At 60.6% G+C, this 25,468-nt stretch carries 27 protein-coding genes; 10 read left to right on the top strand and 17 right to left on the bottom strand.

Translation table 11 applies throughout. The features are described from left to right. Positions 1-6: 6 nt before the first annotated feature. Positions 7-1,446 carry an aldehyde dehydrogenase family protein gene (locus ACR1XU_RS09630; RefSeq protein WP_170619085.1) on the bottom strand — a complete coding sequence of 480 codons (1,440 nt, stop codon included), beginning with the start codon at positions 1,444-1,446 and terminating at the stop codon, positions 7-9. Between the two features lie 202 nt (positions 1,447-1,648). On the opposite strand from ACR1XU_RS09630, the gene ACR1XU_RS09625 reads away from it, so the two are divergent. Beyond that, positions 1,649-2,299, top strand: coding sequence for a peroxiredoxin (locus ACR1XU_RS09625; protein WP_170613045.1), 651 nt, complete (start codon positions 1,649-1,651; stop codon positions 2,297-2,299). Between the two features lie 81 nt (positions 2,300-2,380). Here the strand turns inward: ACR1XU_RS09625 and ACR1XU_RS09620 are convergent, their stop codons facing one another. The 3 genes from ACR1XU_RS09620 to ACR1XU_RS09610 all read right to left on the bottom strand — a co-directional run bounded on the left by ACR1XU_RS09620 (position 2,381) and on the right by ACR1XU_RS09610 (position 5,393). Beyond that, the gene (locus ACR1XU_RS09620) at positions 2,381-3,103 is read right to left on the bottom strand and encodes a glycosyltransferase family 25 protein (protein WP_480906004.1); all 723 of its coding nucleotides are present in this window, start codon (positions 3,101-3,103) and stop codon (positions 2,381-2,383) included. 70 nt (positions 3,104-3,173) lie between these two features. After that, a complete protein-coding gene (locus tag ACR1XU_RS09615) occupies positions 3,174-3,863 on the bottom strand; it encodes an outer membrane protein (RefSeq protein WP_480906001.1) in 690 nt (229 codons plus the stop codon). Between the two features lie 222 nt (positions 3,864-4,085). Continuing rightward, positions 4,086-5,393 (bottom strand): aminotransferase class I/II-fold pyridoxal phosphate-dependent enzyme, encoded by a 1,308-nt coding sequence (locus ACR1XU_RS09610; protein ID WP_480905998.1) that lies wholly within the window; start codon positions 5,391-5,393, stop codon positions 4,086-4,088. A gap of 133 nt (positions 5,394-5,526) precedes the next feature. Here ACR1XU_RS09610 and ACR1XU_RS09605 point away from each other — a divergent pair, with 133 nt between their 5' ends. Next, positions 5,527-6,411: a LysR family transcriptional regulator gene (locus tag ACR1XU_RS09605; protein WP_480905996.1), complete on the top strand. Its 885-nt coding sequence runs from the start codon at positions 5,527-5,529 to the stop codon at positions 6,409-6,411. Positions 6,412-6,463: 52 nt separating this feature from the next. Here ACR1XU_RS09605 and pnp read toward each other — a convergent pair whose 3' ends face one another. The 9 genes from pnp to rbfA all read right to left on the bottom strand — a co-directional run bounded on the left by pnp (position 6,464) and on the right by rbfA (position 14,453). Next, positions 6,464-8,614, bottom strand: a complete 2,151-nt coding sequence (gene pnp, locus ACR1XU_RS09600) for a polyribonucleotide nucleotidyltransferase (protein ID WP_170613054.1) — start codon at positions 8,612-8,614, stop codon at positions 6,464-6,466. A 9-nt stretch (positions 8,615-8,623) separates the two neighbouring features. Further along, a complete protein-coding gene (locus tag ACR1XU_RS09595) occupies positions 8,624-9,313 on the bottom strand; it encodes a hypothetical protein (protein WP_480905993.1) in 690 nt (229 codons plus the stop codon). Between the two features lie 162 nt (positions 9,314-9,475). Continuing rightward, positions 9,476-9,745, bottom strand: coding sequence for a 30S ribosomal protein S15 (gene rpsO / locus ACR1XU_RS09590; protein WP_170613058.1), 270 nt, complete (start codon positions 9,743-9,745; stop codon positions 9,476-9,478). A 162-nt stretch (positions 9,746-9,907) separates the two neighbouring features. Further along, positions 9,908-10,912 carry a calcium-binding protein gene (locus tag ACR1XU_RS09585; protein ID WP_480905990.1) on the bottom strand — a complete coding sequence of 335 codons (1,005 nt, stop codon included), beginning with the start codon at positions 10,910-10,912 and terminating at the stop codon, positions 9,908-9,910. Positions 10,913-10,996: 84 nt separating this feature from the next. After that, positions 10,997-11,500 carry a DUF1643 domain-containing protein gene (locus tag ACR1XU_RS09580; RefSeq protein ID WP_170613062.1) on the bottom strand — a complete coding sequence of 168 codons (504 nt, stop codon included), beginning with the start codon at positions 11,498-11,500 and terminating at the stop codon, positions 10,997-10,999. A gap of 43 nt (positions 11,501-11,543) precedes the next feature. Next, positions 11,544-12,308: a hypothetical protein gene (locus ACR1XU_RS09575; protein WP_480905988.1), complete on the bottom strand. Its 765-nt coding sequence runs from the start codon at positions 12,306-12,308 to the stop codon at positions 11,544-11,546. Between the two features lie 46 nt (positions 12,309-12,354). Then, positions 12,355-13,263, bottom strand: coding sequence for a tRNA pseudouridine(55) synthase TruB (gene truB, locus ACR1XU_RS09570; RefSeq protein WP_170807001.1), 909 nt, complete (start codon positions 13,261-13,263; stop codon positions 12,355-12,357). Between the two features lie 54 nt (positions 13,264-13,317). Further along, positions 13,318-14,061, bottom strand: a complete 744-nt coding sequence (locus ACR1XU_RS09565; RefSeq protein ID WP_480813809.1) for a phosphodiester glycosidase family protein — start codon at positions 14,059-14,061, stop codon at positions 13,318-13,320. Beyond that, complete coding sequence (rbfA, locus tag ACR1XU_RS09560) at positions 14,058-14,453, bottom strand: 30S ribosome-binding factor RbfA (RefSeq protein WP_170613070.1); 396 nt, start codon at positions 14,451-14,453, stop codon at positions 14,058-14,060. Before rbfA ends, ACR1XU_RS09565 begins: the two co-directional genes overlap by 4 nt. A 103-nt stretch (positions 14,454-14,556) precedes the next feature. Between rbfA and dapB the strand changes: the two genes are divergently transcribed. Further along, positions 14,557-15,366, top strand: a complete 810-nt coding sequence (dapB, locus tag ACR1XU_RS09555; RefSeq protein WP_170679858.1) for a 4-hydroxy-tetrahydrodipicolinate reductase — start codon at positions 14,557-14,559, stop codon at positions 15,364-15,366. Positions 15,367-15,404: 38 nt separating this feature from the next. After that, complete coding sequence (locus ACR1XU_RS09550; RefSeq protein WP_480905983.1) at positions 15,405-16,088, top strand: DUF2306 domain-containing protein; 684 nt, start codon at positions 15,405-15,407, stop codon at positions 16,086-16,088. On the opposite strand, the gene ACR1XU_RS09545 is transcribed toward ACR1XU_RS09550, so the two are convergent. The 3 genes from ACR1XU_RS09545 to tmpA are packed head-to-tail and all read right to left on the bottom strand — an operon-like array spanning position 16,075 to position 18,463. Continuing rightward, positions 16,075-16,743 (bottom strand): ureidoglycolate lyase, encoded by a 669-nt coding sequence (locus tag ACR1XU_RS09545; protein WP_480905981.1) that lies wholly within the window; start codon positions 16,741-16,743, stop codon positions 16,075-16,077. The genes ACR1XU_RS09550 and ACR1XU_RS09545 overlap by 14 nt on opposite strands. Beyond that, positions 16,740-17,330, bottom strand: coding sequence for a (R)-1-hydroxy-2-trimethylaminoethylphosphonate oxygenase (gene tmpB / locus ACR1XU_RS09540; RefSeq protein WP_480905977.1), 591 nt, complete (start codon positions 17,328-17,330; stop codon positions 16,740-16,742). Before tmpB ends, ACR1XU_RS09545 begins: the two co-directional genes overlap by 4 nt. Continuing rightward, positions 17,327-18,463: a 2-trimethylaminoethylphosphonate dioxygenase gene (tmpA, locus tag ACR1XU_RS09535; RefSeq protein WP_480905973.1), complete on the bottom strand. Its 1,137-nt coding sequence runs from the start codon at positions 18,461-18,463 to the stop codon at positions 17,327-17,329. The genes tmpB and tmpA overlap by 4 nt, the downstream gene beginning before the upstream one ends. Before the next feature lie 98 nt (positions 18,464-18,561). On the opposite strand from tmpA, the gene ACR1XU_RS09530 reads away from it, so the two are divergent. Then, positions 18,562-19,416: a LysR family transcriptional regulator gene (locus ACR1XU_RS09530; RefSeq protein ID WP_170806996.1), complete on the top strand. Its 855-nt coding sequence runs from the start codon at positions 18,562-18,564 to the stop codon at positions 19,414-19,416. A 4-nt stretch (positions 19,417-19,420) separates the two neighbouring features. Here the strand turns inward: ACR1XU_RS09530 and ACR1XU_RS09525 are convergent, their stop codons facing one another. After that, positions 19,421-19,603, bottom strand: coding sequence for a DUF1674 domain-containing protein (locus ACR1XU_RS09525; RefSeq protein ID WP_480905970.1), 183 nt, complete (start codon positions 19,601-19,603; stop codon positions 19,421-19,423). An 89-nt stretch (positions 19,604-19,692) separates the two neighbouring features. Between ACR1XU_RS09525 and ACR1XU_RS09520 the strand changes: the two genes are divergently transcribed. The 5 genes from ACR1XU_RS09520 to ACR1XU_RS09500 all read left to right on the top strand — a co-directional run bounded on the left by ACR1XU_RS09520 (position 19,693) and on the right by ACR1XU_RS09500 (position 25,436). Continuing rightward, positions 19,693-20,949, top strand: a complete 1,257-nt coding sequence (locus ACR1XU_RS09520; RefSeq protein ID WP_480905967.1) for an RsmB/NOP family class I SAM-dependent RNA methyltransferase — start codon at positions 19,693-19,695, stop codon at positions 20,947-20,949. 90 nt (positions 20,950-21,039) lie between these two features. Next, the gene (locus ACR1XU_RS09515) at positions 21,040-22,779 is read left to right on the top strand and encodes a heparinase II/III family protein (protein ID WP_480905964.1); all 1,740 of its coding nucleotides are present in this window, start codon (positions 21,040-21,042) and stop codon (positions 22,777-22,779) included. Positions 22,780-22,801: 22 nt separating this feature from the next. Continuing rightward, on the top strand, positions 22,802-24,391 hold the full coding sequence (gene purH / locus ACR1XU_RS09510) for a bifunctional phosphoribosylaminoimidazolecarboxamide formyltransferase/IMP cyclohydrolase (protein WP_480905961.1): 1,590 nt from the start codon (positions 22,802-22,804) through the stop codon (positions 24,389-24,391). Continuing rightward, the gene (gene lspA, locus ACR1XU_RS09505) at positions 24,391-24,867 is read left to right on the top strand and encodes a signal peptidase II (protein ID WP_170613090.1); all 477 of its coding nucleotides are present in this window, start codon (positions 24,391-24,393) and stop codon (positions 24,865-24,867) included. The genes purH and lspA overlap by 1 nt, the downstream gene beginning before the upstream one ends. 50 nt (positions 24,868-24,917) lie before the next feature. Further along, positions 24,918-25,436, top strand: coding sequence for a DUF3035 domain-containing protein (locus ACR1XU_RS09500; protein ID WP_170613092.1), 519 nt, complete (start codon positions 24,918-24,920; stop codon positions 25,434-25,436). The last annotated feature ends 32 nt before the right edge of the window (positions 25,437-25,468 follow it).

The raw sequence follows: 25,468 nt of genomic DNA, 5'->3' as shown, positions 1-25,468 counted from the left end.
GGCGCGTTACTCTGCCGCCCAGCCGCCGACGGCTTTGACTTCCAGAAAATCCTCAAGCCCCCAGACGCCGCCTTCGCGCCCATTGCCGGATTGCTTCATGCCGCCAAAGGGCGAGCCGGCACTGCGGGACTGGCCATTCATCTCAACCATGCCGGACCTCAGGGCGCGGGCCATCCGGTTGGCGCGCGCACCGTCCTGTGTCTGGACATAGTTCGTCAGGCCGTAGGGCGTGTCATTGGCGATCCCGATGGCCTCTTCCTCGGTGTCGAAGGGGATCATGGTCAGAACCGGGCCAAAGATCTCCTCGCGGGCGATGGTCATCTGGTTGTTGGCATCGGCAAACACGGTGGGCCGCACATAGTAGCCCTTGTTCAAACCTTCAGGCCGACCGGTGCCGCCCGCGACCAGGCGTGCGCCTTCGTCAATGCCTTTCTGGATCAGGTCCTGAATCTTGGTCCACTGCACCTCATTCACGACCGGGCCAATGTGGCGACCTTCTTCGGCGGCGCTGCCGACAGTGACCTTACCTGCCACTTCGGCCGCCGTTTCGACCGCCTGATCATAAATCGGACGTTGCACCAGCATACGGCTGGGCGCGTTGCAGCTTTGGCCCGTGTTGTTCATCATGTGCAGAACACCGCGCTTGACCGCCTTTTCGTCCGCGTCGGCGAAGACGACATTGGCGCCCTTGCCGCCCAGTTCCAGATGAACTTTCTTCAAGGTATCAGCCGCGCTTTTCGAAATTGCGGTTCCAGCACGGGTCGAACCGGTAAAGCTGACCATATCCACATCCGGATGCGCAGACAGTTGCGAGCCGACCCCGGCGCCGTCACCGTTGACGAGGTTGAACACACCGGGCGGAAAGCCTGCCTCGTCCATCATCTCGGCAAAGATCATCGCGTTCAGCGGGCTTTGTTCCGAGGGTTTCAGCACCATGGTGCAGCCCGCGATCGCCGCCGCACCGACCTTGAGCGTGATCTGGTTCATCGGCCAGTTCCACGGGGTGATCAGGGCCGCCACGCCGACGGCCTCGTAGATGATTCGGTCATTTGGGGCGTGATCGCCCAGCGGACGCTCGAACTCAAAGGCTTTGGCGGCTCGGATGAAGTTCTTCAGGTGCCAGATACCTGCACCTGATTGCTGGGTGCGCGCCATGTCGATGGGCGCGCCCATCTCAAGCGACATCGCCTGCGCCAGATCTTCGCTGCGGGTCTGGTAGATATCTGCAAGTTTTTCCACCATTGCGATCCGCTGCGCCACCGGTGTCGCCATCCAACCCGGCAGAGCCGCCTTGGCAGCAGCGACTGCAGCGTCGGTATCCGCCTGCGAGCCCAGTGAAATCACCGCGCATGGTTCCTCGGTCGAGGGGTTGATGACGTTGAAATCCTGGGGCGCTGACGGCGCGACCCACTGTCCGTTGATGTAGAAATTGCGTTTCTCGATCATGGCCTGTCCTCCTGATCCTGTTGCCCCGGCTTCGGGCTCGGCGTCACTCTGTCACTGCCGCCAAATACGGGCAAGAGATAATTTGATCAAATTATTTCTGCGAATTGCTGACTGCTTTGCCCTGCATATGGTTTAACAATTGCGGAAAGTGTTTAGGTTTACGGCAACCGACTCGGTTTTTTCACAGGAAAGGAGATGCCCCATGGGTTTGCGCATCAACGATACCGTCCCGAATTTCACTGCAGAAACGGATCAGGGCACTGTTCAGTTCCACGATTGGATCGGCGACAGCTGGGCCATCCTGTTTTCGCACCCCAAGGATTTTACCCCGGTCTGCACCACCGAATTCTCGGCTGTGGCGCAGCTGAACGATGAATGGGCTGCGCGTAACACCAAAGTGATCGGCGTGTCTGTCGACGGTGTGGAAGATCACAAGAAATGGAAAAAGGACATCGAGGCCTATGGCAATGCCAACCCCGGTTTCCCGATTATCGCCGATGACGGTCTGGCGGTATCAAAGGCCTTTGACATGCTCCCTGCCGAAGCCTACCTGCCCGATGGCCGCACACCTGCCGACAGCGCCACGGTGCGGTCGGTCTTTATCATCGGGCCGGACAAGCAGCTGAAGCTGTCCATGACCTATCCGATGACTGTCGGCCGCAACTTTGCTGAAATCCTGCGCGCGCTGGACGGGCTGCAGATGAGCGCGAAGGGCGTTGCGACCCCGGCAAACTGGGTGCCGGGTGAGGATGTGATTATCCCGCCCACCGTGTCGAATGAAGATGCCAAAGCGAAGTTTGGCGAGTTCGAGACGATCTTCCCATATCTGCGCAAGACCAAGGCGCCGTCGTAACGGCTGCTTGGGTCCAGGGGGGGCTGCCCCCCCCATCGCGCCCCTCGGGGCGCGATTTCCCCGAAGGTACTTTCTATCTGATTACGGCAGTGGTCTCTGTGGGTGCAGGTGTAGCTTCGCCCGGTAGGCAGCGCGCTTGAATTCCCGTGTCAGCTTGTCGCTGAGCGGCGGTTTTGTCTGAATGGTGGAGCCGCCGATTTCCCGCGCCACTTCACGGTTGCCGCTGCCCAGCAGGGCGTGGATCGGCTGGCCGGTCAGCCAGTGCATTTGCTGAAACGTGTCCACGGGGCGGTCGATTTCGTTGGTTGCGGCCAGCAACCGTTCTGCGGCGCGCCGGCCAACCATCTGGCACACGCATTGCAGTCCGATGACTTTTGGCAGGATCAGTTTCAAACCGTTCTTCTCGGCCAGGGTCTGCACCGGCACTTCGCGCTGTTTCACCGGGATGCGGATATATTGGTCGGGGGTCGCAAGAGAGTCCAGCATGTCCAGTGCTTGGGCCATGCGGGGGGGATTTATGCGCAGATCATCCTCGGTGATGATGGCCAGATCGATCTGTTCATCGACCATCTTTTTCCAGATCCGCCTGTGGCTTTCGAAGACGCCGATTTCAGCGGGGCGCAGGGGAAACGGATAATGGGGGCGGTGCAGGTTGCCGGGATGCAGTCTGACATGCGCGATCTGGTCCGGGTCGCGACCGTTCACGGCCTCGAACAATTCGGCATTGGGAAGGTCTTGGCACAGCTGATCGGCATTGGCGCGGCGCGCTGTGCTTGAGGACATATGAATGACAAAGGATCGCATGCCCCCGTGCATAGATCACGAGGGCACGCGGGGAAAGCGAAACCGGAGGGAAACACTTTCCCGTACCGCGTCAGAACTTGTAGCGCAGGCCGAGATTTATGCTGAACGTATCCAGATCGTCCTCGACCGACCCGGTCAGCGCGCCGTTTGGCGCCAAACGATCGGACGAAACATCAAAGGCGCGCGAATAGCGGGCATCGACGATGAAGGCGGTGTTGTCATTGATGTCATACGCCGCCCCGGCAATCAGTTGTGCGGCAAAATCGGTGCCGCTGTCGTTCAGCTCAACCCCCGGACCATAGGCGAAGTCCAGATCTGAATAGGTCGCACCCAGACCAAAGCCGAAATAGGGTGTCAGCGGTCCGCTTTGCTTGATGTCGAACAGGATGTTTGCAAACAGCGAGGTCTGAGTGACATCGCCCGAAATATTGCCCTCGGTCGCCGGTCCGTTGCCAGTGAAGTTCACCCCTTCCACATCATTTTCGCGATAGGACAATTCCAGCTCGATCCGGGTTCCGATCCTGTTGTTGGACCATTGCGGAACTTCCGTTCCGATTGCCAAGCCAAGCCCATAGCCCGCGTCGAAATCGGTATCAACTGACTGGGTCGCGCCACCGATCGAGCCCGAAAAATCGCTGTCCTGCAACTGGCTGTAGCCGGCGAAGCCCTGAATATAAGCGCCCTCGGTCAGGCTTTGCGCGCCAGCGGCGGAAACGCCCAGGCCCAATGCGGCAGAGGCGAGGATGAAACGGGTGATCATGGTCATGTCCTTTGTTCCGTAAGATGCACGGGGCACATGTGGGGCGGATCGGAACAAACGAAAGCCGGTCCCCGATCAACTCGGGTCACGGTGGATTTGAACAGCGTGAGTGAATAATTTCGCCGGCGGCATCGGCCCTATTGGCAATGGTGCAAGCCGCTCTAATGTATGAGGAAAACAACCGCAGGCGCATGAGATTGCGGCTCACGCGCCCGCATCGTCTTAGTGCATGAAATGCAGGGTCGAAAAGCTTTGCCGCCAGTCCGAAACCTGCCCTGCGATATCCTTTTTCGCCAGACCGTCTGCAATCAGCGCGGCCAGATGTTTGGCGTCGGCCGCAGTCATGCCCCACCGGACCAGTTCCGGTGTTCCGATGCGCAGGCCGTTCAGATCGCCGGCGATGGCGTCAACGGGCAACCCGATGCCACAAGCCAGGAAACCCGCATGCCGCAGTGTTTTTGAGGCCGTCTGTCCGCCGCCAAAGGACTCCGCCAGCGCGGCGAACTGATGCGAGGCGGTAAAGCCCCCGGCACCCGCAAAAACCGGAACCCCTCTGGCATCCAACGCTTCGGCCAGCGCTTTGGCCATCGCAATCATCGCCGCCGCGTATTCGGCACCAAAATCGCGCCAGTCCAGCATCGTCACAGCCAGGGCTGCCGATTTGGCCGCGTCGAAATTTGCGGTCATGCCGGGAAAGGCGATGCGATCCAGCGCCTGCGCAATCTCGGCGTCATTGCTGACGATCAGTCCCCCTGCAGGTCCGCCCAGGCTTTTGTAGGTGCTCATGGTCATGAAATGCGCGCCTTCGGCCAGCGGGTTGCGCCAAGCCTTTCCGGCAATGATCCCACATTGATGCGCGGCATCGAACATGACCCTGGCATCGATTTCATCAGCGATGGCACGGATTTCGGCGACCGGATGTTCAAACAGGTTCAGGCTGCCGCCAATCGTGATCAGGCGAGGCCGTTCCGTCAGCGCGATCTGCCGCAACTGGTCCAGATCGACCGTATACCCATCGGGATTGACCGGCGCTTCGATGGTTCGCAGGCCGAACAGCCCGGCACAGCCGGCCAGGTGATGGGTGACATGCCCGCCGATTGACGCGGGTGGTGCGATGATCGTGTCGCCCGGTTTGCAGGTGGCCATAAAGCCGTAAAGATTCGCAATCGCCCCAGAAGGTACCCGGATTTCGGCATATTTCGCATCGAAAATCTCGGCACACAGCTCGGCCGCGATCACCTCGATCTCTTCAATGGCTTCCAGGCCCATCTCGTACTTGTCGCCGGGATAGCCCAGCGAAGGGCGCGAGCCGATGCCCGAGGCCAGCAATGCCTCGGCCTTCGGGTTCATCACGTTTGTGGCAGGGTTGAGGTTGAAGCACTCTTTCTCGTGGATGTCACGGTTTCGTGCCACAAGCTGGTCAATCCGCCCCAGGAGATCTGCCGAGGACGCCTGTGCCGTCCTGGCCGCGATATCCTGCACAAGTGTCTCGCATGCCGCAGGGACCCAGGCCCGTTGTTCGATTGTCATATCCGTGTCCTCCATTTGCGGCCAAGATTGATCACTTCGAATGACAGCGCAAATCAGATTTGCTATTTCTTGGCGTAGAAAAGCTAAGGCTAGGAATTTGCCCGTTTCACCACGCCGCCCCAAGGGGCCACCCATGAACGCCCTGCGCGCCTTCGAGGCCGCGGCGCGTCACGGCAGTTTTGTCGCCGCTGCGGATGAACTGAACGTCACGCCCGGTGCGATTTCCCAGCATATCAAGGCGTTGGAGGGCTGGGCAGGGGTGACATTGTTCCGCCGGAATGCGCAGGGCGTACAGTTGACCCCGGCTGCCCGCAGTCTGAGCCGCGAATTTACCGAGGCCTTTGACGCGCTTGCATCCGCGACGCAAAGCCTGAGGAACCAGCAACCCAATGCGGATATCCATATCGCCGCTCTGCCGTCGGTCGCGCAGCTTTGGCTGCCCGCCCGGCTTGGGCGGATCCGGAAAATCTATCCTGATATCAATTTCTCGGTCACCGCGCTGGAATCACCGCCCAACCTGACGCGCGAGCTTTTCGACCTGTCCGTATTCTTCGCCATCCCCGATGGCAGCGCCGAGCAGGTGGTCCTGGCCAGGGATATCACCTTTCCCGTCTGCACTCCGGCATTGGCCGAAGACGTCGCAAAGGGTCGCGATCTGGGCACCCTTCCATTGTTGCACGATCAGACATGGCAGGACGATTGGGCGATTTGGTCGGATAAATCCGGGCGGGCGCTGGCTGATCCGCAAAAAGGACCGCGCTATTCCCTGTACAGTCTGGCTGTCGAGGAAGCCAAATCCGGGGCGGGGGTCTTGATGGGCCATGCCTGCCTGATCGAACAGGCGCTGCACACTGGATTGCTCTGCCCGTTATTTCCCGAAAGATGCGAGAGCGGCCTCTCACTGGTCCTGAACCGCCCGCACAGGACCCGGCGCAGGCCAGAGGTCGATGAAATCGCCGACCTGCTGAAACAGAGCGTGCAGTCGCCGGAAACCCGACCTGAAAACCAAAGCCCATAAAAAAGACCCCGGCCAAAGCCGGGGTCTTCTGTATTTCTGAAAAAGGGGCAGATTACTCTGCGCTTTCCTCTTTCTTTTCTTTCTTCTCGGGGACGATCTCTTCACCGGTTTCCTGATCGACGACTTTCATCGACAGGCGAACCTTGCCACGATCGTCAAAGCCCAGCAGCTTGACCTTCACTTCCTGACCTTCCTTCAAAACATCCGACGGATGGTTCAGGCGGCGATTTTCGATCTGGGACACGTGCACCAGGCCGTCGCGCTTGCCAAAGAAGTTCACGAAGGCACCGAAGTCGACGATCTTGACCACCTTACCGGTATAGACCTGACCTTCTTCCGGCTCGGCCACGATCGAATAGATCATGTCATAGGCCTTCTTGATCGATTCACCATCCGGCGAGGCGATCTTGATGACGCCGTCGTCGTTGATGTCGACCTTGGCACCCGAAACCTCGACGATCTCGCGGATGACCTTGCCGCCCGAGCCGATCACTTCACGGATCTTGTCGGTCGGGATGTTCATGGTCTCGATGCGCGGAGCGTGGACCGAGAATTCGTTGGTCTCGGACAGCGCTTTGCCCATCTCGCCCAGGATGTGCATCCGGCCTTCTTTGGCCTGTGCCAGAGCAGTTTCCATGATCTGCGGCGTGATGCCTGCGACCTTGATGTCCATCTGCAGCGAGGTGATGCCGTTTGCGGTACCCGCCACCTTGAAGTCCATGTCGCCCAGGTGGTCTTCGTCACCCAGAATGTCGGTCAGAACAGCGTACTCGCCGTCATCTTCCAGGATCAGGCCCATGGCCACACCGGCAACCGGCGCTTTCAGCGGAACGCCTGCATCCATCATCGACAGCGAACCGCCGCAGACAGACGCCATCGAGGACGAGCCGTTGGATTCAGTGATCTCCGACACCACGCGGATGGTGTAGGGGAAGTCGGTCGGCGCAGGCAGAACAGCCTGCAGCGCGCGCCATGCCAGCTTGCCGTGGCCGATCTCACGACGGCCGGGCGAACCGACGCGGCCAACTTCGCCAACCGAATACGGAGGGAAGTTGTAGTGCAGCAGGAAGTTCGATTTGAAGTTGCCGTGCAGCGCGTCGATGAACTGCTCATCGTCACCAGTGCCCAGCGTGGTCACGGCCAGCGCCTGCGTTTCACCACGGGTGAACAGGGCGGAGCCATGCGTACGCGGCAGCAGCGAGGTTTCGGCTTCGATGGCGCGGACATCGGTGGTCGAACGGCCGTCGATGCGCTTGCCGCCTTTGACGACGTCGCCGCGCAGGATGCCAGCTTCCAGCTTTTTCATCGCGGAACCCAGGTTCGCGTCTTCCAGCTGTTCCTCGGTCAACGCTTCCTTGATCGCTTCACGGGCAGCGGCAACAGCGGCGGTGCGCTCCTGCTTGTCTGTGATCGCGAAGGCGGCGCGCATTTGCTCTTCACCGGCTGCGGCAACAGCGGCGTAGAGGTCCGAATAATCGGGCGCTTGGAAATCGAACGGCTCTTTAGCGGTTTCTTCGGCCAGATCGATGATCAGGTCCAGAACCGGCTGAATCTGCTCGTGCGCAAAGTTCACGGCGCCCAGCATTTCGGCCTCGGACAGCTCGTATGCTTCGGACTCCACCATCATCACGGCGTTCTTGGTGCCGGCGACAACCAGATCCAGACGCTGTTCGGGGTTCAGGCGCAGGTCCTGCATGTCGTCCACGGTCGGGTTCAGGACGTATTCGCCATCCACGAAACCAACGCGGGCACCAGCGATCGGGCCCATGAACGGCGCGCCCGAGATGGTCAGAGCAGCCGAAGCAGCGATCATCGCAACGATGTCGGGATCGTTGACCAGATCGTGGCTCAGCACGGTGCACATCACCAGAACTTCGTTCTTGAAGCCGTCAACGAACAGCGGGCGGATCGGACGGTCGATCAGACGCGCGGTCAGCGTCTCTTTCTCGGTCGGGCGCGCCTCGCGCTTGAAGAAGCCACCCGGAACCTTACCGGCGGCATAGTATTTCTCTTGGTAGTGCACGGTCAGCGGGAAAAAATCCTGACCGGGCTTTTGTTGCTTGGCAAAGGTTACGTTCGCCATGACGCTGGTTTCGCCCAGCGTGGCGATCACTGTGCCGTCGGCCTGACGGGCAACCTTGCCGGTTTCCAGTGTAAGCGTCTCCTCGCCCCACTGAATCGATTTCTTTGTTACATCAAACATATGCGTATCCTAGAAGGGAGCACTCCCGGCCCTCCGGGTCTCCCGTTTGCATGGCGGCCCCATTGCCGCCGACCCCACTTTATCTTCCATTCGAGTGCCGGGGTCAGGGCACAACGTCTCAGATACCCGCGCGCATACATGAGTTTTGGCTCGAAGGGAAGGGAAACCGGATGCCGATAGCGAAAGGGTGCCGAAAGCGTTTAGAAAGACCGTTCGCGCGATTTGCGCAGCGCGCGGATGTCTTGCGCGGGCTCTGCCGTCGGCGCGGTTGTGGCACTTGGTGCCCACTGCGATTAGCGCGAACGAGACCTGCGTGCTTTCGGCGGCATTTTGCAGCGCGCTCCAAGAGAAGGGCTCACCCGCCTGCCAGATGGCAAACAAGGTAGCGGACAGGTTCACGATGAAGGACAGGCACCACAGTGCCGCCGCAAAGAACAACCCGTACATTACCGAATACAGAACCAAAGCCCTGTAATCCGTGCGCCGCGTTTCCCCCTTCAATGCCAGAGCAGCGCGTATCCCGAACAGGCTGATGAAGGCCCTTGTAATCGGCTCGCTGACATGACCGGCCAGCCCGAGGGTGAAAATATCTAGAACCATCCACACAACTATTGAGGCGAGGCTGATCGCAAGGGTGGGAAAAACCATGCGGGGAGTGACGCGGAGCGACAGCGCGATTGAGTTCAGAATTAGAAGCATTAAACAGGCTTTTGGCATAACCTTAAGTTGTGCAGGTGGATACACCTCAACCCATTGGCAATGTCAAATGCGTGGGTCGACCGCTTTGAAAAAAGAGGTTCGATGGCCACAACAAAAAACGCCCGCCAAAATGGCGGGCGTTTGAAACAAATGCAAAAGCGATTAGCGGCGGATGCCCAGCTTTTTGATCAGGTCCTGGTAACGCGCTTCTTCCTTGCCTTTCAGGTAGTCCAGCAGCTTACGGCGCTGAGCAACCATCTTCAGCAGACCACGACGACCGTGGTTGTCTTTCTTGTGGGTCTTGAAGTGCTCGGTCAGGGTGTTGATGCGCGAGGTCAGGATGGCAACCTGGACTTCAGGCGAACCGGTGTCGCCCTCTTTGGTTGCGAATTCTTTCATGACGCGTGTTTTTTCAGCGGCAGTGATCGACATCGGGGTCTCCTTTGAAAGGTTAGAGTGAATGGCGCAGGCCGGGATGTCGTCCAGCGCAGGCCCATGGAGAAAACCGCACCGATTCCGATGCGGATGCGCGCGTATAGGCGCATTTGCGGCAAATGGCAAAGGGAATCTCCTGGCTCAGTCCGGAAGGCCCAGCTATTCCAGTTCTGCTTCGGTCATGAATTGGATATCATCTGCCGTGATACCTTCGGCGCCGAGCAGATGCGCCACATCCTGCCCGTTGACCATCACCCGGATCAGATTTTCGTCTTCGGCGTCGGTTTCCAGGCGAATATTGGGTTCTTCAACGTCATTCCAGGACATCAGCAACTTGTCCTGCCCTGGCTGAAAATCCATCACTGTGACCTGATCGTCGTCGTCCTCGGGGCTCAGAACAAATGTATCCGCGTCCTGTCCGCCAGTGACGATATCGCCGCTTTCCGCCAGAATCGTGTCTTCCCCTGCGCCACCGTTCAGGAAGTCTGCTGATTGCTCCGCGTCGCCATCGTCGCCTGAAATAAGATCATCGCCATCGCCGCCGAAAACGACGTCTTCACCGGCCCCGCCGCTTAGCGTGTCATTGCCATAGCCGCCCTGCAGCACATCATCGCCTTCCCCGCCGGTCAGAATGTCATCACCTTGCCCACCAATAAGCGTGTCGTCACCCTGCCCACCGTGCATCTCGTCCGAACCGCCATGTCCGTAAAGCTCGTCATCCCCGCAATCGCCATTCAGAAGATCATCCCCATCCATGCCATGAATCAGGTCATCGCCTTCCGCACCGGACACGATGTCGTTGCCGGTGTCCCCGAACAACATGTCGTCCTCATGGCTGCCTTCGATGATCAAATTGTTGTCCTGAACGTCAATCGGATCATCCCCGGACGCGTCTGTTTGCGTCTCGGTGTCATCGCCCGTTTCGGGGACTTCAGTGCCCTCGAACTCGGGTTCTTCAGTTCCGGTGGGCAGGTCTTCAACCTCGGGAGGGGCCGGGTCATCGACATTGTCGTCGATTTCCAGAAACGCCCCCTGGCCAGCGTCATCCGGCTGATCCAGTGCGACGTCGTTATCTGATTCTTCATCTTCGGACGAAAAGATATCGCTGACCGCGTAGGCGGCACCGCCCACGGCCGCCAGTCCAAGCAAACCGATCAGAAACATGAAAATCCTCCGAAAGCCTGGTGAAATATCCCATGGATTCAGAAGTTTGGTCAAAGCAAGCCTGAGGGTGTGGTTAACCTTTTGTCACCACGCTTGGGGCTGCTGAGAGTAGGCGATGTAGAGGGGATGCTTGGGATGCCCGTCTTTTGTCAGCCCAAGATGAAACAGGGGCTGGCCGGTTCCGCGCAGCAGGTTTTCAACGGCAGGGCCACGCTCAAGATGTGCGCCGTGGGTGCCCCAGGCGGCGATGACCTGGTCGGCCCATTGGACACCGTCCAGAATGGCCGCGTCATTCTCGGGTCCGACCGGATCGGGGGCGGCTCGCATCTTGCGCGGGTCGGTGTCGCGCCAGGCAAAGATGTTGGTCACCTGAAATGCGCCGAACCCCAATGCCCGCGCCCGACGTTCGCACCGTTCCACCGTTGGGTCGTTCTGTACCTCGGTCGCGGTCGATGGGTTCAGCATGACGAACAGCGCCTTGCGCCCCGTCGGATCCCAGATGCGTGTCAGGCTATAGCGATAGTTCTCGCAATCGGAATACACGGCGGTCGAGGGCGCGTCGCCTTTGGTGTGGGAACGGGTGATCATGATGGGTTAGTGACCAATTGCGCCGGCTTTCGCAAGCGCAAGCTCAGCGGTCGGTGTATTTGTCCAAACCTTTGTCGACCCAGTTCAAGGCATATCCTGCTGGCCCGCGTATGCCCTGTTTCGGATTTGTGGGACAATCAAGCTGCACATGCGGATTGTCACGCAGAAGCGTGAGCGCGTTCCTGGCCGCCCCCAACTGGTCCTTGGTGACTTTGGGCACGTCGCTGTGCTTGACGGCTGCCAATGTCATCCGATGCAGCGCCGAAGCCAGTGTCCAGACCGTATGATACCGCAGGCCTTCCAGTTTTGGGTGCGCCGCGATGCGGGCGATGACGGCAACCAAAACGTCATAGAAGGTCAGGTCCCTGTTTGTCCGCAAAATCTCGGCGGCCACGTAAACATCTGCAGGGTCCGCGCCGGGTTTCAACCCGTCATGGATCGGCGCCGTATCGTGCAGGTTCCCCGCCAGGACTTTCAGCGACTGCCGGGTTTCTTCCAGTTCGGACACCGGCGCGTGAATGTCGAAGGCCGAATACAACGTGTTCAGACGCGCGTTTTCCTCTTCCAACTCGGCGACATGCGCCTCTGTTTCGTCGAGCTTTTGTTTGACTTCACGAAGCTGAACTTCGAACTCGCCAAGCTTTGCGGACGAAATGTAGCGTGGGATCGCCTTAAGGCGCTCGGGCTTGCGGATGATCCATATGACCAGCCCCAGGGCGATCAGCGACCAGATCGAGATGTTTTCAAGAAACAGCTTCAGGTATTGGAAGACCGCATCGTTTTCCAACGTGAACCCCCATCGTTGCAATCGGTAATCCGACCGTAGCGACAAAACCGAGTTGGGGGAACATCGCTCAGCTATCGACGAACACGCGGCTGGGATGCAATTCGCCGGATTTGTAGATGCCCACGGCCACAGCCTTGCCATCCAGTGAGGCCCAAGCCTCATCGCCGTATTCAACGTCCGATGCCAGAACCATGCCCGGATTGCCATTGCGCAGGCGGGTAGCACCTTCGGGGGTGCATTTCAGCTCGGGCAGGTCGGACAGGCCGGTCTCCAGCGGGTGCAGGTAATCGTCCAGTGCCTCGGTCTTGGCCATTTCATCGATCTGTTCGATGCTCAGTCCGTCTTCGGCCTCGAACGGGCCGGACCAGATGCGGCGTAGCTCTCTGACGTGGCCGTGACAGCCCAGTGCCTCGCCCAGATCGCGTGCGATCGAACGGACGTAGCCGCCCTTGCCGCATGTCATTTCCAGCACGACGTGATCTTCGTCGGGGCGGTCGACAAGTACCAGTTCCTCGACCCATAACGGGCGGGCGGACAGGTCCACATCCTCGCCGTCGCGGGCCAGCTTGTAGGCGCGCTGGCCGTCGATCTTCACGGCTGAGAACTTGGGCGGCACCTGCATGATGTCACCCAGAAACGGGGCCAGTGCCTGTTTGATGTCGTCATCCGAGGGGCGCGCGGGACTTTCAGCGATCACCTCGCCTTCGGCATCGTCGGTGTTGGTGGCCTGACCCAGACGCACGGTGAAAGTATAGGCTTTCAAAGCATCGGTGATGTAGGGAACGGTCTTGGTCGCCTCGCCCAGAGCTACGGCCAGAACACCGGTCGCTTCAGGGTCAAGTGTACCTGCATGGCCCGCCTTTTTTGCATCCATCGCCCAACGCACCTTGTTGACCACTGCGGTCGAGGTCATGCCCGCGGGCTTGTCCACCACCAGCCAACCGGAAATATCGCGGCCCTTGCGTTTGCGTCCCATACTGCACCTAGAAGATTGCTGAGGCGCGCGGGTTAGCGGATCGCCTCACTGCTGTCAATTTGCTGGCGCATCCTCGACCACGCCGACGATTGGCCCCAGCGAAAACCCGACATCGGACCGTTTGTTCGCCCGGTCATACATCCGAGAGATATTGCCGTCGAAGAACAGCGCGTTGGGCGTACCCAGAAGATCCCGGAACAGGCCGCCGAACTCGTGGAAAGTGACGTAATCATCCGAAATTGCAAACACAGCGCGGGTGCCGTCGGCACTGGTGCCCACACCGTTGCGCACATAGAGCGAGGTCGAATCGGGCAGGAAGCGCGGATGCAGCTCTCCGTTGATGACCAGCATCGGGCCGGATTGTGTGGCAAAACGGCAGTCGGGAACCTGATCGACGAAATCCAGTGTCTCGAATACGTCGGCGCGCCCCTCGCGAATGCAGAACACGCCATTGGGCAACAGACCGAAATTGCCGGGGCCCGGATTGGCGATCACGCGCATCTGTTCCTGGCCGTCTTCGACATAGTGACCGACAGGTGAGCGGTCTTCGTGATACATGCCCGCATTCATCGCGAAGGCAAGCCGTTTGCCGCCCGGTTTCAGTGCATCATTGACGGAAGAGAAGTGCCCCAGCAGCTCGCCGTTTTCATCGTTCAGAAACAGACGCAGATCTTCGTTCGCGGCATCCACCTCGCAGACGGTGTACCGCTTGCTCTCATGGGTCAGCTTCTCACAGGTCACCGCAGAGGCTTGCGCGGCCCAGAAGGCCGCGATCAGCGAGACGGCGGGGCGGATCACTCGTCCAGATCGCGGCGCACCGCGTCCTGATCGAACATGCGGCGGGTGTCGTCCAGCCGGTCGAACGTGTCGTCCAGCCGGAACCGCAGATCGGGCGAGAATTTCAGACCGACCTTCTTGCCGACCATGCGCCGCAGCTCACCCTTGTTGCGGGCGAGCAGCGCGATCACGTCCTCCTGCCCTTTGCCGCCCAGCGGCAGCACGTAGGCAGTGGCAATCTTCAGATCGGGCGAGGTGCGCACCTCGCCCACGGTGATCGACATGCGATTCAGGTCGGGGTCGTGGACATCTCCGCGCGCCAGAACCTCGGACAGGGTGCGGCGGATCAGCTCGCCGACGCGCAGCTGTCGTTGGGACGGGCCGGGGCCATCGTGGAATTTGTTCTTTGCCATAAACCCCGATCTAAGCGCAAAGCGGGGCTTTGCCAAGCGGGCGCGAACGGGGTAGGAGGCTTTGAGCCGACCATCCGGCAGGCAACGCGAAAGGACCAGCGCAATGACCCATATTCCGGGGATCGTCATCACAGGGGCTTCGGGCCGTATGGGGCAGATGCTGATCAAGACCGTAACGGACAGTGATCAGGTTCGTCTGGTCGGCGTGGTCGAGCGTAACGGCCACGACTGGATCGGTCAGGATGTCGGCGAGGCGATGGGTGGGCAGGCGCTGGGCGTGGCCGTGACCGATGACCCGCTCGAGGCTTTCGCGCAGGCGCAGGCTGTCATCGATTTCACCGCACCCGAGGCGACGCTGGAATTTGCCGCCCTGGCAGCGCAAGCGCGTTGCGTGCACGTGATCGGCACCACCGGCATGACCGAAGAACAGATCGCGGCGCTGGAACCGGCCGCGCGCCATGCCGTAATCGTGCGGGCCGGTAACATGAGTCTGGGGGTCAACCTGCTGGTACAACTGACCAAAAAGGTTGCCGCCGCGCTGGATGAGGATTTCGATATCGAGATCATCGAAGGCCATCATCACCACAAGGTCGATGCACCTTCAGGTACCGCGCTGATGTTGGGCGAGGCGGCCGCCGAAGGACGGGGCGTCAATCTGGCCGATGTGTCCGACCGGGGCCGCGACGGCATTACCGGCGCGCGCAAGCGCGGTGACATTGGGTTCCACGCCATTCGGGGCGGGGACGTTGTCGGCGAGCATGACGTACTGTTCGCAGCCCCCGGCGAACGCATCGTATTGCGCCATCTTGCCTCGGACCGCGCCATCTTTGCACGCGGTGCGCTGAAGGCGGCGCTGTGGGGGCAGGGCAAGGCGCCCGGTCAGTATGACATGGTGGATGTGCTGGGGCTCTGACCCGTAGACAGGTCGCAAGCCGGCGCTAAAGTCCGGGTATGCGTATCCTGAAATCCCCAGTGGCGTCCGGCCTGTTGCTCGTGGCGTTTTACCTGACGCTGCTGCCTTTTCTGGTGCATGGGTTTGGCATGATCGGTATTGGGCTGTCTGACGATGCAGCCCAGCGCAGCTATTTGTTTGCCGACGGTCAGAGCATCGGCAATACGATGATGATGGTGCACATACTGGCCGGAACGGTGCTGGTGGCATTGGTGCCGCTGCAACTGATCAAAAGGCTTCGGCTTGGATTCAACCGATTTCACCGTGCATTGGGTTCTGTTCTGATTTCGCTGGCATTGATCACAGGCGCGGCGGGAATGGCCTATATCCTGTTGCGGGAAACGATTGGTGGCCCGGTGATGTCTGTGGGCTTCTTCCTCTATGGCCTGTGCCTGTTTGTTTCGGCTCTGATGCTGGCCCAAAAGGCAATGGCAGGTGATCGCGCTGGTCACTGGGCGTGGGGATTGCGACTGTTTTGGCTGGCGCTTGGGTCTTGGTTATACCGTGTGCACTACACATTATGGTACCTGCTGACCGGAGGCCTTGGGTCAGAGCCCGATTTTTCGGGCCCTTTTGATCTGGCGCAGAATTTCGCGTTCTTTCTTCCCTATCTGCTGGCCGTGCAGGTTTGGATTTCAGGGCGACGTAACGACCATCAGCGGGCGTTGGTCACAGATTCCTGATTTTGTTCGCACGCAGCGGGCAGGCGAGGTAGACGCCGAATTCCTTCCCGATGTCAGCGCTGACCCGGGCGTGGACTTTGCCTTGACGGTCCAGGAACCGTTGATTGTCCTCAACGGGAAAAATCCCCTCGTGCCAGATGCCGGGATGGATATAAAGACCGCGCGAGCCGTCGCACCAAAACGCCACCACCTTGTCGGGGGTCAGGTTATCGCCGGGCAGCGCGGCAGGCACGATGAACGGTCTGTTATCCAGCGGCCAGAACATCTGCCCGCCATCCGGGTGATAGTTCATGTGCCACAACAACACCTGATCGCGCGGCGCGGTTTGCTGTTGCGATTGCGCTTGCTGCGGATCGGTCGACCAGCCAAGCACATAGTGACCATTGACGGCCTCGTTTCGACCATAAAGCACATCACCCTTCCATTCCCCATGGAATGTGCCCTCGACCCAGCCACCTTCGTCACCGGTGCCGTCGTCGATCGGCCGCCAACCCTGTTGCGGCCAGCGGACGATTTCGATTTCGAACGTATCAGGATCATCGACCAGGCAGCCGTAGCCTTTTACCGACTGCTCTGTCGCCCGGATCAGCGGAACCTCATGCCATGGCAGTGACGGCTTGGAGCTCGCTTCGAAGATGTATTCCGGCGCGTTCATGATGCCCCCAAATGTCTGTCGACCATACGCTGCACCATCGGTGCGAAATGGGCGAATCCCGGAGTTTCCATGTCGGCACGCTTGCCCGCCTCATCCAGATACCGCACCTGAATAATCTCTTTCAGGTTCGGGTTGGCCTCGAACTCTGCCACTTCATCGGCACTCATGGGTCCGCCCTGCAGTTCCAGCGTGTGGACCGACGCGGCGGACAGGCGGTTGAAGTATTCGGGCTTGGTGGCGCAGAGATAGCGCTTGGCCGCGACGTGATAGCGGCAACAATCGGTGATGACCGACGGAAAAAACTGCTCCAGCACCTCGGCACCAGCGTCCTCGTGGTGGCGATCCTCGGTGTCGTCGGGATGATAGGTGCCGAATTCGGACGTGAAATGGCCGATATCGTGCAGCAATGCTCCGACGATGATCTCTTCGGTCTGGCCGTTCTGCTCGGCAATCGTGGCGCCCTGCAACATGTGCTGAGCCATGGTGACGGGTTCCCCCAAATACTCCTCTCCGCCACGGCGCTCGAAAATATCACCGATGAAGGCCACGATATTGTCGCGGTTCAAGGTCGAGAAATCGGGTTTCATTCCGCCGCCTCCGGTTGTGCCATCTCCATCGCGGCTAGAGTGGACAGCAATCCATCCTTGTCGGCATAACACCCCTGCAGCCAGCGTGATCCGGCACCGGAATAGCCCAGACGGGCGTGCAGCACGCGGGTGTTGTCGACGATAAAGCTTTCGCCCGGTTCCAGCTTGAACGACACGCCCATGGCCGGGTCGTCGATGATTTCACCGAACTGCCGATAGGCGGCGTAGTAGGCTTCCATCTTGTCGAACGGCACATCCACAAACGGCGCGGATGAGCGGTTGTTAAAGCGGATGCTGATCAGTTCTCCGTCAGGCGAAAGCTCGATCATCGGGCGGCGTGAGCGCAGGCAGACACCGTCCGAACCCTTATACTCGAACCGCGCCGGATAGCCCGCCAGCAGGGCGAAACCTTCAGGATTCAGGTCCCGCAGCTTTTCAGCGGCCCGGAAGCCATCGACCACGATCGAGTCACCGCCTTCGGCGCTGTTTTCCAGGCAATAGAGGATTTGCAGCGTCGGAACCGGATCACGGTAGGGATTGTCGGTATGGGCCTGCAGACCAAGGCCGGTATAGGCAAGGTTGGTGGGGTTCACCTCGGTCCGGACCTCGAAATAGGGGCCGTAGTTTGTTTCGCGGACGTAACCGAACAGATCGGCCACTTTCAGCAGCGATTCCGGTTCGGCGGGACCGCCGGTCAGTTTGGCAAAACCGAACTCGGCCACTGCGGCCAGCCAGTCCCGTTTGGCACCGGGGTTGACGTGAACCGCAGTCCAGTCGCCAGAAGGCGCCTCCATGCCGCGTTCCCAGGTTGTGATGCCGTGCGCGACGCGCCCGACTGCACCGCCGTGATCGTGATCATAGTCGTGGTCGGCCAGCCAGTCGGCCGGGAAGGAAACGGTCTTGTCTTCGGGCTGGAACGTGACCTGCAGATCGCCGCCGACAATTTCCGCCGCACTGACCGAAACATCTGCGGGAATGTCACCGATGGTGATCAGACGTTGTCCGTTGCCCGGCGCGCGGGTGTCGGGGTCCAGCGCGTTGTCACGCAGCCAGATGGCGTGAAAGCGCGATTGGGACGCGTCGGCAAAAGTGACAGTTACGACGGAAGGGGAGAAAGTGGCGGTGCGCAGCATTGGGAATCTCCTGTTCAGCGCGGCTTTGGTTGAGGAGATACGGTGCTTGTGGCATTAATACAATTAATCCTTCTTTCTGCTGAGGCCCGGAAAAACTAATGGATAGAAAGAAAGTCGGTCTGCCCCCTTTGGATTGGCTGCGCGTGTTCGAGGCCGCCGGGCGTCTTGGCGGGTTTTCAGCCGCCGCGCGTGAGTTTGGCCTGACGCAGGCGGCGGTAAGCCAGCGGATCGGCAACCTTGAATCCTGGCTGGGCCGAACATTGTTCGTGCGCGAAGCGCGCGGCGTGTCCCTGACTGTTGAAGGCGAAAGTTACCTGCCGCTGGTGCAAGACAGCCTGCAGGCACTGGAGCGAAATACAGAAGATCTGTTCGGCAAATCCCCGCGAGAGCTGCGTGTCGCGGGCCTGTCCTCGAACATCCACGCACTGGTTCTGCCGGCCGTCGCGCGGTTTCAGGAGGTGCGGCCCAAGGTGCGGGTGATGACCGACTCGGTTGCGCGCCGGTCGTCGCTGGACGAGGAGCGGACATGGCTGCAAATCCGCTACGGCCGCGGAACCTGGCCCGGGCGCGATGCGGCGCTGATCGCGCGTGAGGTTCTGGTGCCGATGGCCGCGCCGGGTGTCGAATGGGGCGCGCCGCTGATTGATCTGCGCGGGGAACGACCGGCATGGCGGGACTGGGCGCGCAAGACGGACAATGCGGAATTGCCGCCGTCAAAGATCAGTCTCGATTCAATGGAGCACGCGATTTCGGCAGCTCGGCAGGGGATCGGCGTGGCGCTGGGTTCGGTGCCTCTGGCCCATTCGGACTTACATGCGGGACGATTGTGCAGGCTGGATCTGCCCGAGTTGCCGACCAAGGATGGCTATTGGCTGACATGGCCCGAAGAGCGTGCGAAATCGAACAAGCAGCGCGCGCTGATCGCTGATTTTCTGCAGGCTTTGCGGGGCTGAACGATCAGAAATCGATGGCGATGCCTTTTTTCTCCCAATCGCCATAGCGGGCCGGGTCGGGGCCGTCGCGCCCGCCCAGTTCCTTTGGCATTCCCTTGGCTTCGGTCTCGGCCTTCTTGCGGCGTTCTTCGGCTTCGGCCAGCGCGCGCTGGGCAGCAGGCGGCAGGTCTTTGCGCTGATCGGTCATGACATCGGGTTCCTTTCCGTGCATGGGCTTGATATACGCCCGCGTCCGCCCTTGGCAATGCGGGCTTGGGTCACAGGAAAGGCGAATCCATGTCTGACAGCGCAACAGCGGCGCGGCGCAGCGCGATCTATCTGCTGGATCAGATTTTGGGAGAAGGGCGATTGCTGTCGGAATGCCTGGCCGCAGGCGCGCTGGATCGTCTTGAACCCGAGGACCGTGCAAGGGCTCAGCGTCTTGCGCTGCAAACGTTGCGCGGGTTGGAACGGGCGGACCGCCTGCTGGACAATCACCTGAACCGGACACCGGCGCTGACTGTCCATAACGCCTTGCGTCTTGGCGCAGTCGAGTTGTGTCACGGCGAGGCGGCACATGGTGTCGTCAACTCCATGGTCGAGATCGTAGGCCGGTCGCGCAAGCATGGACGCCTAAAGGGCTTGGTGAACGCCGTGCTGCGTAAAGTCGCCGCCGAAGGCCCGGACGCCTGGCCAAGAATGCGAGTGCCGCGCCTGCCGGAGTGGCTGCGGGAACCGCTGATCATGGCCTGGGGTCCCGATGCCGTTGCGGGCATGGAGGTGGCTCATTTCAACGGCGCGCCGCTGGACATCACGCTGAAGCCCGGCGCGACCGGACCCGGTGAGGCTTTGCCAACGGGTTCAATGCGCGTTCACGATGCAGGCCAGGTATCGACCCTGCCCGGATATAACCGGGGCGCGTGGTGGGTACAGGATGCAGCGGCGGCCTTGCCCGTGCGGGTACTGGCGCCGAAAGCGGGTGAGCAAATTCTGGACCTTTGTGCCGCCCCCGGCGGCAAGACGTTGCAACTGGCGGCGGCAGGGGCAGACGTCACCGCGCTGGACATCTCGGAAGGGCGGCTGGAGCGGGTGCGCGAAAACCTTGCCCGCACCGGTTTGTCAGCGAAGGTCATCGCCGGCGACGCGTTGGAGCATCAGGGACAGTATGATGCCATCCTGCTGGATGCCCCCTGTTCCGCCACGGGCACCATTCGTCGGCACCCTGACCTGCCCTTTGCAAAGGATGGTTCGGAATTTGGCGGGCTGATCGAATTGCAGGCCCAGATGCTGGCCCATGCCTGGACCCTTCTGAAACCCGGCGGGCGGCTGGTCTATTGCACCTGCTCGCTGCTGCCGGATGAAGGCGAGGTGCAGGTCGAAGAGGCGCTGGAACAATATCCCGATATGCAGATCGACCGAGGCGCGCTGGGCATCGAAGGTGTCGATTCCGACTGGATCACACAGGAAGGCGGGTTGCGCCTGCGGCCAGACTTTTGGGAGGATCGGGGCGGCGTGGACGGGTTCTATATCGCCTGCCTGAACAAATCCGCCTGAAGGCACGCTTTTCGATGACTTGACGCGCCGCCCGGTCTATCGTTGGGTCTCAGGCGCCAGCAGAGCGCAAGGGGCAGAGAAACAAGCGTCATGTCGAAGTCGGACACCATGGCCAACCGGTGGATGCGGTTTCAGAACCGTTTCTACGCGCGCCTCAGCCAGCGGCAGAAGGCCGTCACCGGATTTGTCAGCCAGCCCGAACCCCGCGCTGTCGGCTCATTCGCGCGCGGCAGGCAGCTGGTGGCCGGGAACCTGCTGTTCGCCGGTTACTTGGTCGAGGCGCAGGATACCGGGCTGTGGGATGTCGCAGCGCCCAGCGCCGGTTTTGACAATGAGCGTCACGGATTTGCTTGGTTGGACGATCTGGCCGCAGTTGGAGACATGCGCGCGCGGGAAAAAGCCCAGCGTTGGGTCTGGGGTTGGATCGCGACACATGGCAGGGGGCAGGGACCCGGCTGGGCGCCCGACCTGACAGGTCGCCGGGTGATCCGCTGGATCAACCACGCCATTTTCCTGTTGCGCGGCGTGGACGAGCAGCACAGCAGGCTGTTCTTCCGCTCTCTGGCGCAGCAAACGTGGTATCTGTCCAAACGCTGGCACGCCGCGACGCCGGGCCTGCCCCGGTTCGAAGCGTTGACCGGTCTGGTGCAGGCCGGTCTGGCGCTGGAGGGATTGGAGAGTCTGGCCGATCCGGCCCTCAGCGCATTGTCGCGGGAATGCGAGCGGCAGGTGGATAAGCAGGGCGGGATCAGCACCCGGAACCCCGAAGAATTGCTTGAGGTTTTTACGCTTCTGTCCTGGACGTCTGCTGCGCTGAGTGAACTGGGCCGGGGGACGCCGGGATCTCAGCTGAACGCGATCAGACGCATTGCACCGACCCTGCGCAGCCTGCGCCATTCGGACGGCGCGCTGGCCCGGTTTCATGGTGGCGGGCGCGGCCTCGAAGGGCGGCTGGATCAGGCCCTGGCGCAAAGTGGCGTGAAGCCGGACAATTCAACCGGGCTGTCAATGGGATATGCCCGTCTCTACGCCGCACGAACCAGCGTGATCATCGATGCCAGCGCACCGCCCAAAGGGGCTGCATCCTATAACGCGCACGCTTCCACCCTGGCGTTTGAGCTGACATCCGGACGCAGGCCTCTGGTCGTGAATTGCGGGTCCGGCGCTAGTTTCGGGCTCGAGTGGCGTCGGGCCGGGCGGGCGACCCCTTCGCATTCTACCCTTTGCCTGGACGGGTATTCCAGCGCCCGCCTGACCGATCCGGCCCCGGGCACTGAAAACGAAGCGCTGGTCGATGCGCCCTCGCAGGTCCTGACCGAGGTTGAGGCCGGTTTTGAAGGAACCCGCTTCATGGCTGGTCATGACGGGTACGCAAAAGTGTTTGGTCTGACCCACGCCCGTACTTTTGAACTGCGTTTTGACGGCCGTGAACTTGTGGGTGAGGACATTTTGCTGACCGCAACCGACAAGGCGAAGCGGCAGTTTGACAAGGCGATGGATGCCTCGGGCCTGTCGGGGATCGCGTTTGATATCCGGTTTCACCTGCACCCCGACGTGGATGCGGCGCTGGATTTGGGGGGCGCTGCGGTGTCGATGGCTCTCAAAAGCGGTGAGATCTGGGTTTTTCGCCATGATGGCGCGGGAAAATTGTCAGTCGAGCCAAGCGTTTACCTTGAGAAAGGGCGTTTGAAGCCGCGCGCGACAAAACAGATCGTTCTATCCGGGCGCGCAATGGAGTATGCGACCCGCATCCGGTGGACGCTGAGCAAGGCACAGGATACAGCCTATGCCGTGCGCGATCTGCACCGGGACGAGCCCGAGTTTGACTGACGCCAAAAGGACCTTTGGACCCATGACCGACCTTCACCCCGTGCGCCGCGCGTTGCTTTCCGTTTCCGACAAGACCGGGCTGATCGAGCTGGGAAAGGCGCTGGCCGAGCGCGGAGTCGAGTTGCTGTCGACCGGCGGCACGGCCAAGGCGCTGCGCGAGGCAGGGCTTGAGGTGAAGGACGTCAGTGAGATCACAGGCTTCCCCGAGATGATGGATGGCCGTGTGAAAACCCTGCATCCGATGGTGCATGGCGGGCTGCTCGCGCTACGCGACAACGACACCCACGTTGCTGCGATGGAAGAACACGGCATCGGTCCAATCGACCTGCTGGTGGTGAACCTCTACCCGTTCGAGGCGACAGTGGCCAAAGGTGCTGGTTACGACGAATGTATCGAAAATATCGATATCGGCGGACCTGCGATGATCCGCGCGGCCTCCAAGAACCACGCCTTCGTGAACGTGGTTGTGGATGTTGAGGACTACTCCTCGCTGCTGGATCAGTTGGAAGAGAATTACGGCAAGACGTCGTACGGGTTCCGCCAGTGGCTGGCGCAAAAGGCCTACGCCCGCACTGCGGCGTACGACACTGCGGTTTCGAATTGGATGGCCGACGCACTGCAGCTTGAAGCGCCCAAGCGCCGATCTTTTGCGGGTGAGCTGAAACAGACCCTGCGCTATGGCGAGAACAGCCATCAACAGGCGGCTTTCTACACTGATGGAACCAACCGTCCGGGTGTGGCGACTGCCGTTCAGCACCAGGGCAAGGAACTGAGCTACAACAACATCAACGACACGGACGCGGCTTTTGAACTGGTGGCCGAGTTCGATCCGGCAAAAGGTGCGGCCTGTGCGATCATTAAGCATGCCAACCCTTGCGGCGTAGCCACAGGCACGACCTTGCTGGAAGCGTATAGGTCAGCCTTCGACTGTGACCGGACTTCGGCCTTTGGTGGGATCGTGGCACTGAACCAGCCGCTCGACGCCGAGACTGCGCAGGAAATCACCGGGATTTTCACCGAGGTCGTGATCGCCCCCGGCGCGTCGGACGAGGCAAAGGCGATCTTCGCGGCCAAGAAAAACCTGCGTCTGCTGACCACCGAAGGCCTGCCGGATGTAACGGCCGGTGGTAAAACCGTGCGTCAGGTGGCCGGCGGCCTGCTGGTGCAGGACAAGGACAATGGGTTCATCGGAATGGATGACCTGAAGGTTGTCACCAAAAAGGCCCCGACCGAAGAGCAGATGCGCGACCTGCTGTTTGCCTGGAAAGTCGCCAAGCACGTCAAATCCAACGCCATCGTCTACGTCAAAGACGGTGCGACCGTGGGCGTGGGCGCGGGCCAGATGAGCCGCTTGGACTCTGCCATGATTGCCGCCAAGAAGGCCGAACGAATGGCCGATGCGCTTGGCTTGCCGCAACCGCTGACCATTGGCTCGGCCGTGGCGTCCGATGCGTTCTTCCCCTTCCCTGACGGGCTGATGGAGGCCGCCGAAGCCGGCGCGACCTGCGTGATCCAGCCGGGCGGCTCGATGCGCGATGACGAGGTGATCGCTGCGGCGGACGAGGCAGGCCTTGCAATGGTCTTCACCGGCATGCGCCATTTCCGTCACTGATGCGTTATCGCCTGCTGCTCTGGGCCGCGCTGGCGGCACTGTTGATCGACCAGATCAGTAAATATCTGGTCGTTCATGTGATGCGCGTGGCCGAAAGGCCCGGGGGTGTCGACGTGTTGCCGCCGCTGCTTGTGTTCAAGTACGGCGAGAATCGCGGGATTAACTTTGGCCTGTTTCAGGGGAACACGGACGCAGCCCGCTGGTTTCTGATTGGCATATCGGTCGTGATCTGCACGGCCGTTCTGATCTGGTTGATGCGGACGACGCCGCCGAAGCTGATGCAGATTTGCGGCGGCTTGCTGATCGGCGGGGCGCTTGGAAATGTGGTGGACCGGGTTCTCTATGGCTATGTCCTGGATTTCCTGAACATGTCCTGTTGTGGCATCGAAAACCCGTTTGTCTTCAATCTGGCCGATGTGTTCATTTTTGCCGGAGCGCTGGGGCTTGTTCTGTTTGACGGCAAAAAGCCCTCGTGACGCGCCGGACGATATGCGATAAAAGCGCCTCAAACAGGCTGGAGACACAAATGCGGATGCCGCTTGCCATACTTGCACTGACACTTGCCGTTGCCGTGGCGGGCTGTTCCAAACGTGGTCTGCGCGATCTTCAGCCACCCGGACCGGGTCCGGACGAGTTTTCGGTGCTGCCGGTCAAGCCGCTGACGGCGCCTAAAGATTACAGCTTCCTGCCGGCCCCCACACCGGGCGGCGGCAATCTGGTTGATCCGACGCCCAAGGCGGATGCTGTCGTGGCGCTGGGGGGCAGTGCGGCGGCGCTGAACTCGAATACCAGCATTCCGTCTTCGGATGCGGCACTGGTCACCGCCTCCAGCCGTTATGGCGTTCCGGCCAATACGCGGCAGGTCGTGGCGCAGGAAGATGCGGATTTCCGCAAGCGCCGTGGCCGCTGGACTGGTCTGAAACTGTTCCCGGTTGACCGCTATGAGCAGGTTTACGAGCGGCAGGCGATCAACGCGAATGCACAAAACGAAGCAGCCCGCGCGGCAGGGATTGAGACCCCCTCGGCCCCGCCTGCCGATGAATAATTCTTAACTTTCCGTCATCGCCCTTGAACCCG

The sequence above is a fragment of the Ruegeria sp. D1(2025) genome (assembly GCF_056536425.1).
The sequence above is the reverse complement of the archived record's forward strand: the minus strand, read 5'-3'. Positions and strand labels throughout refer to the sequence as shown.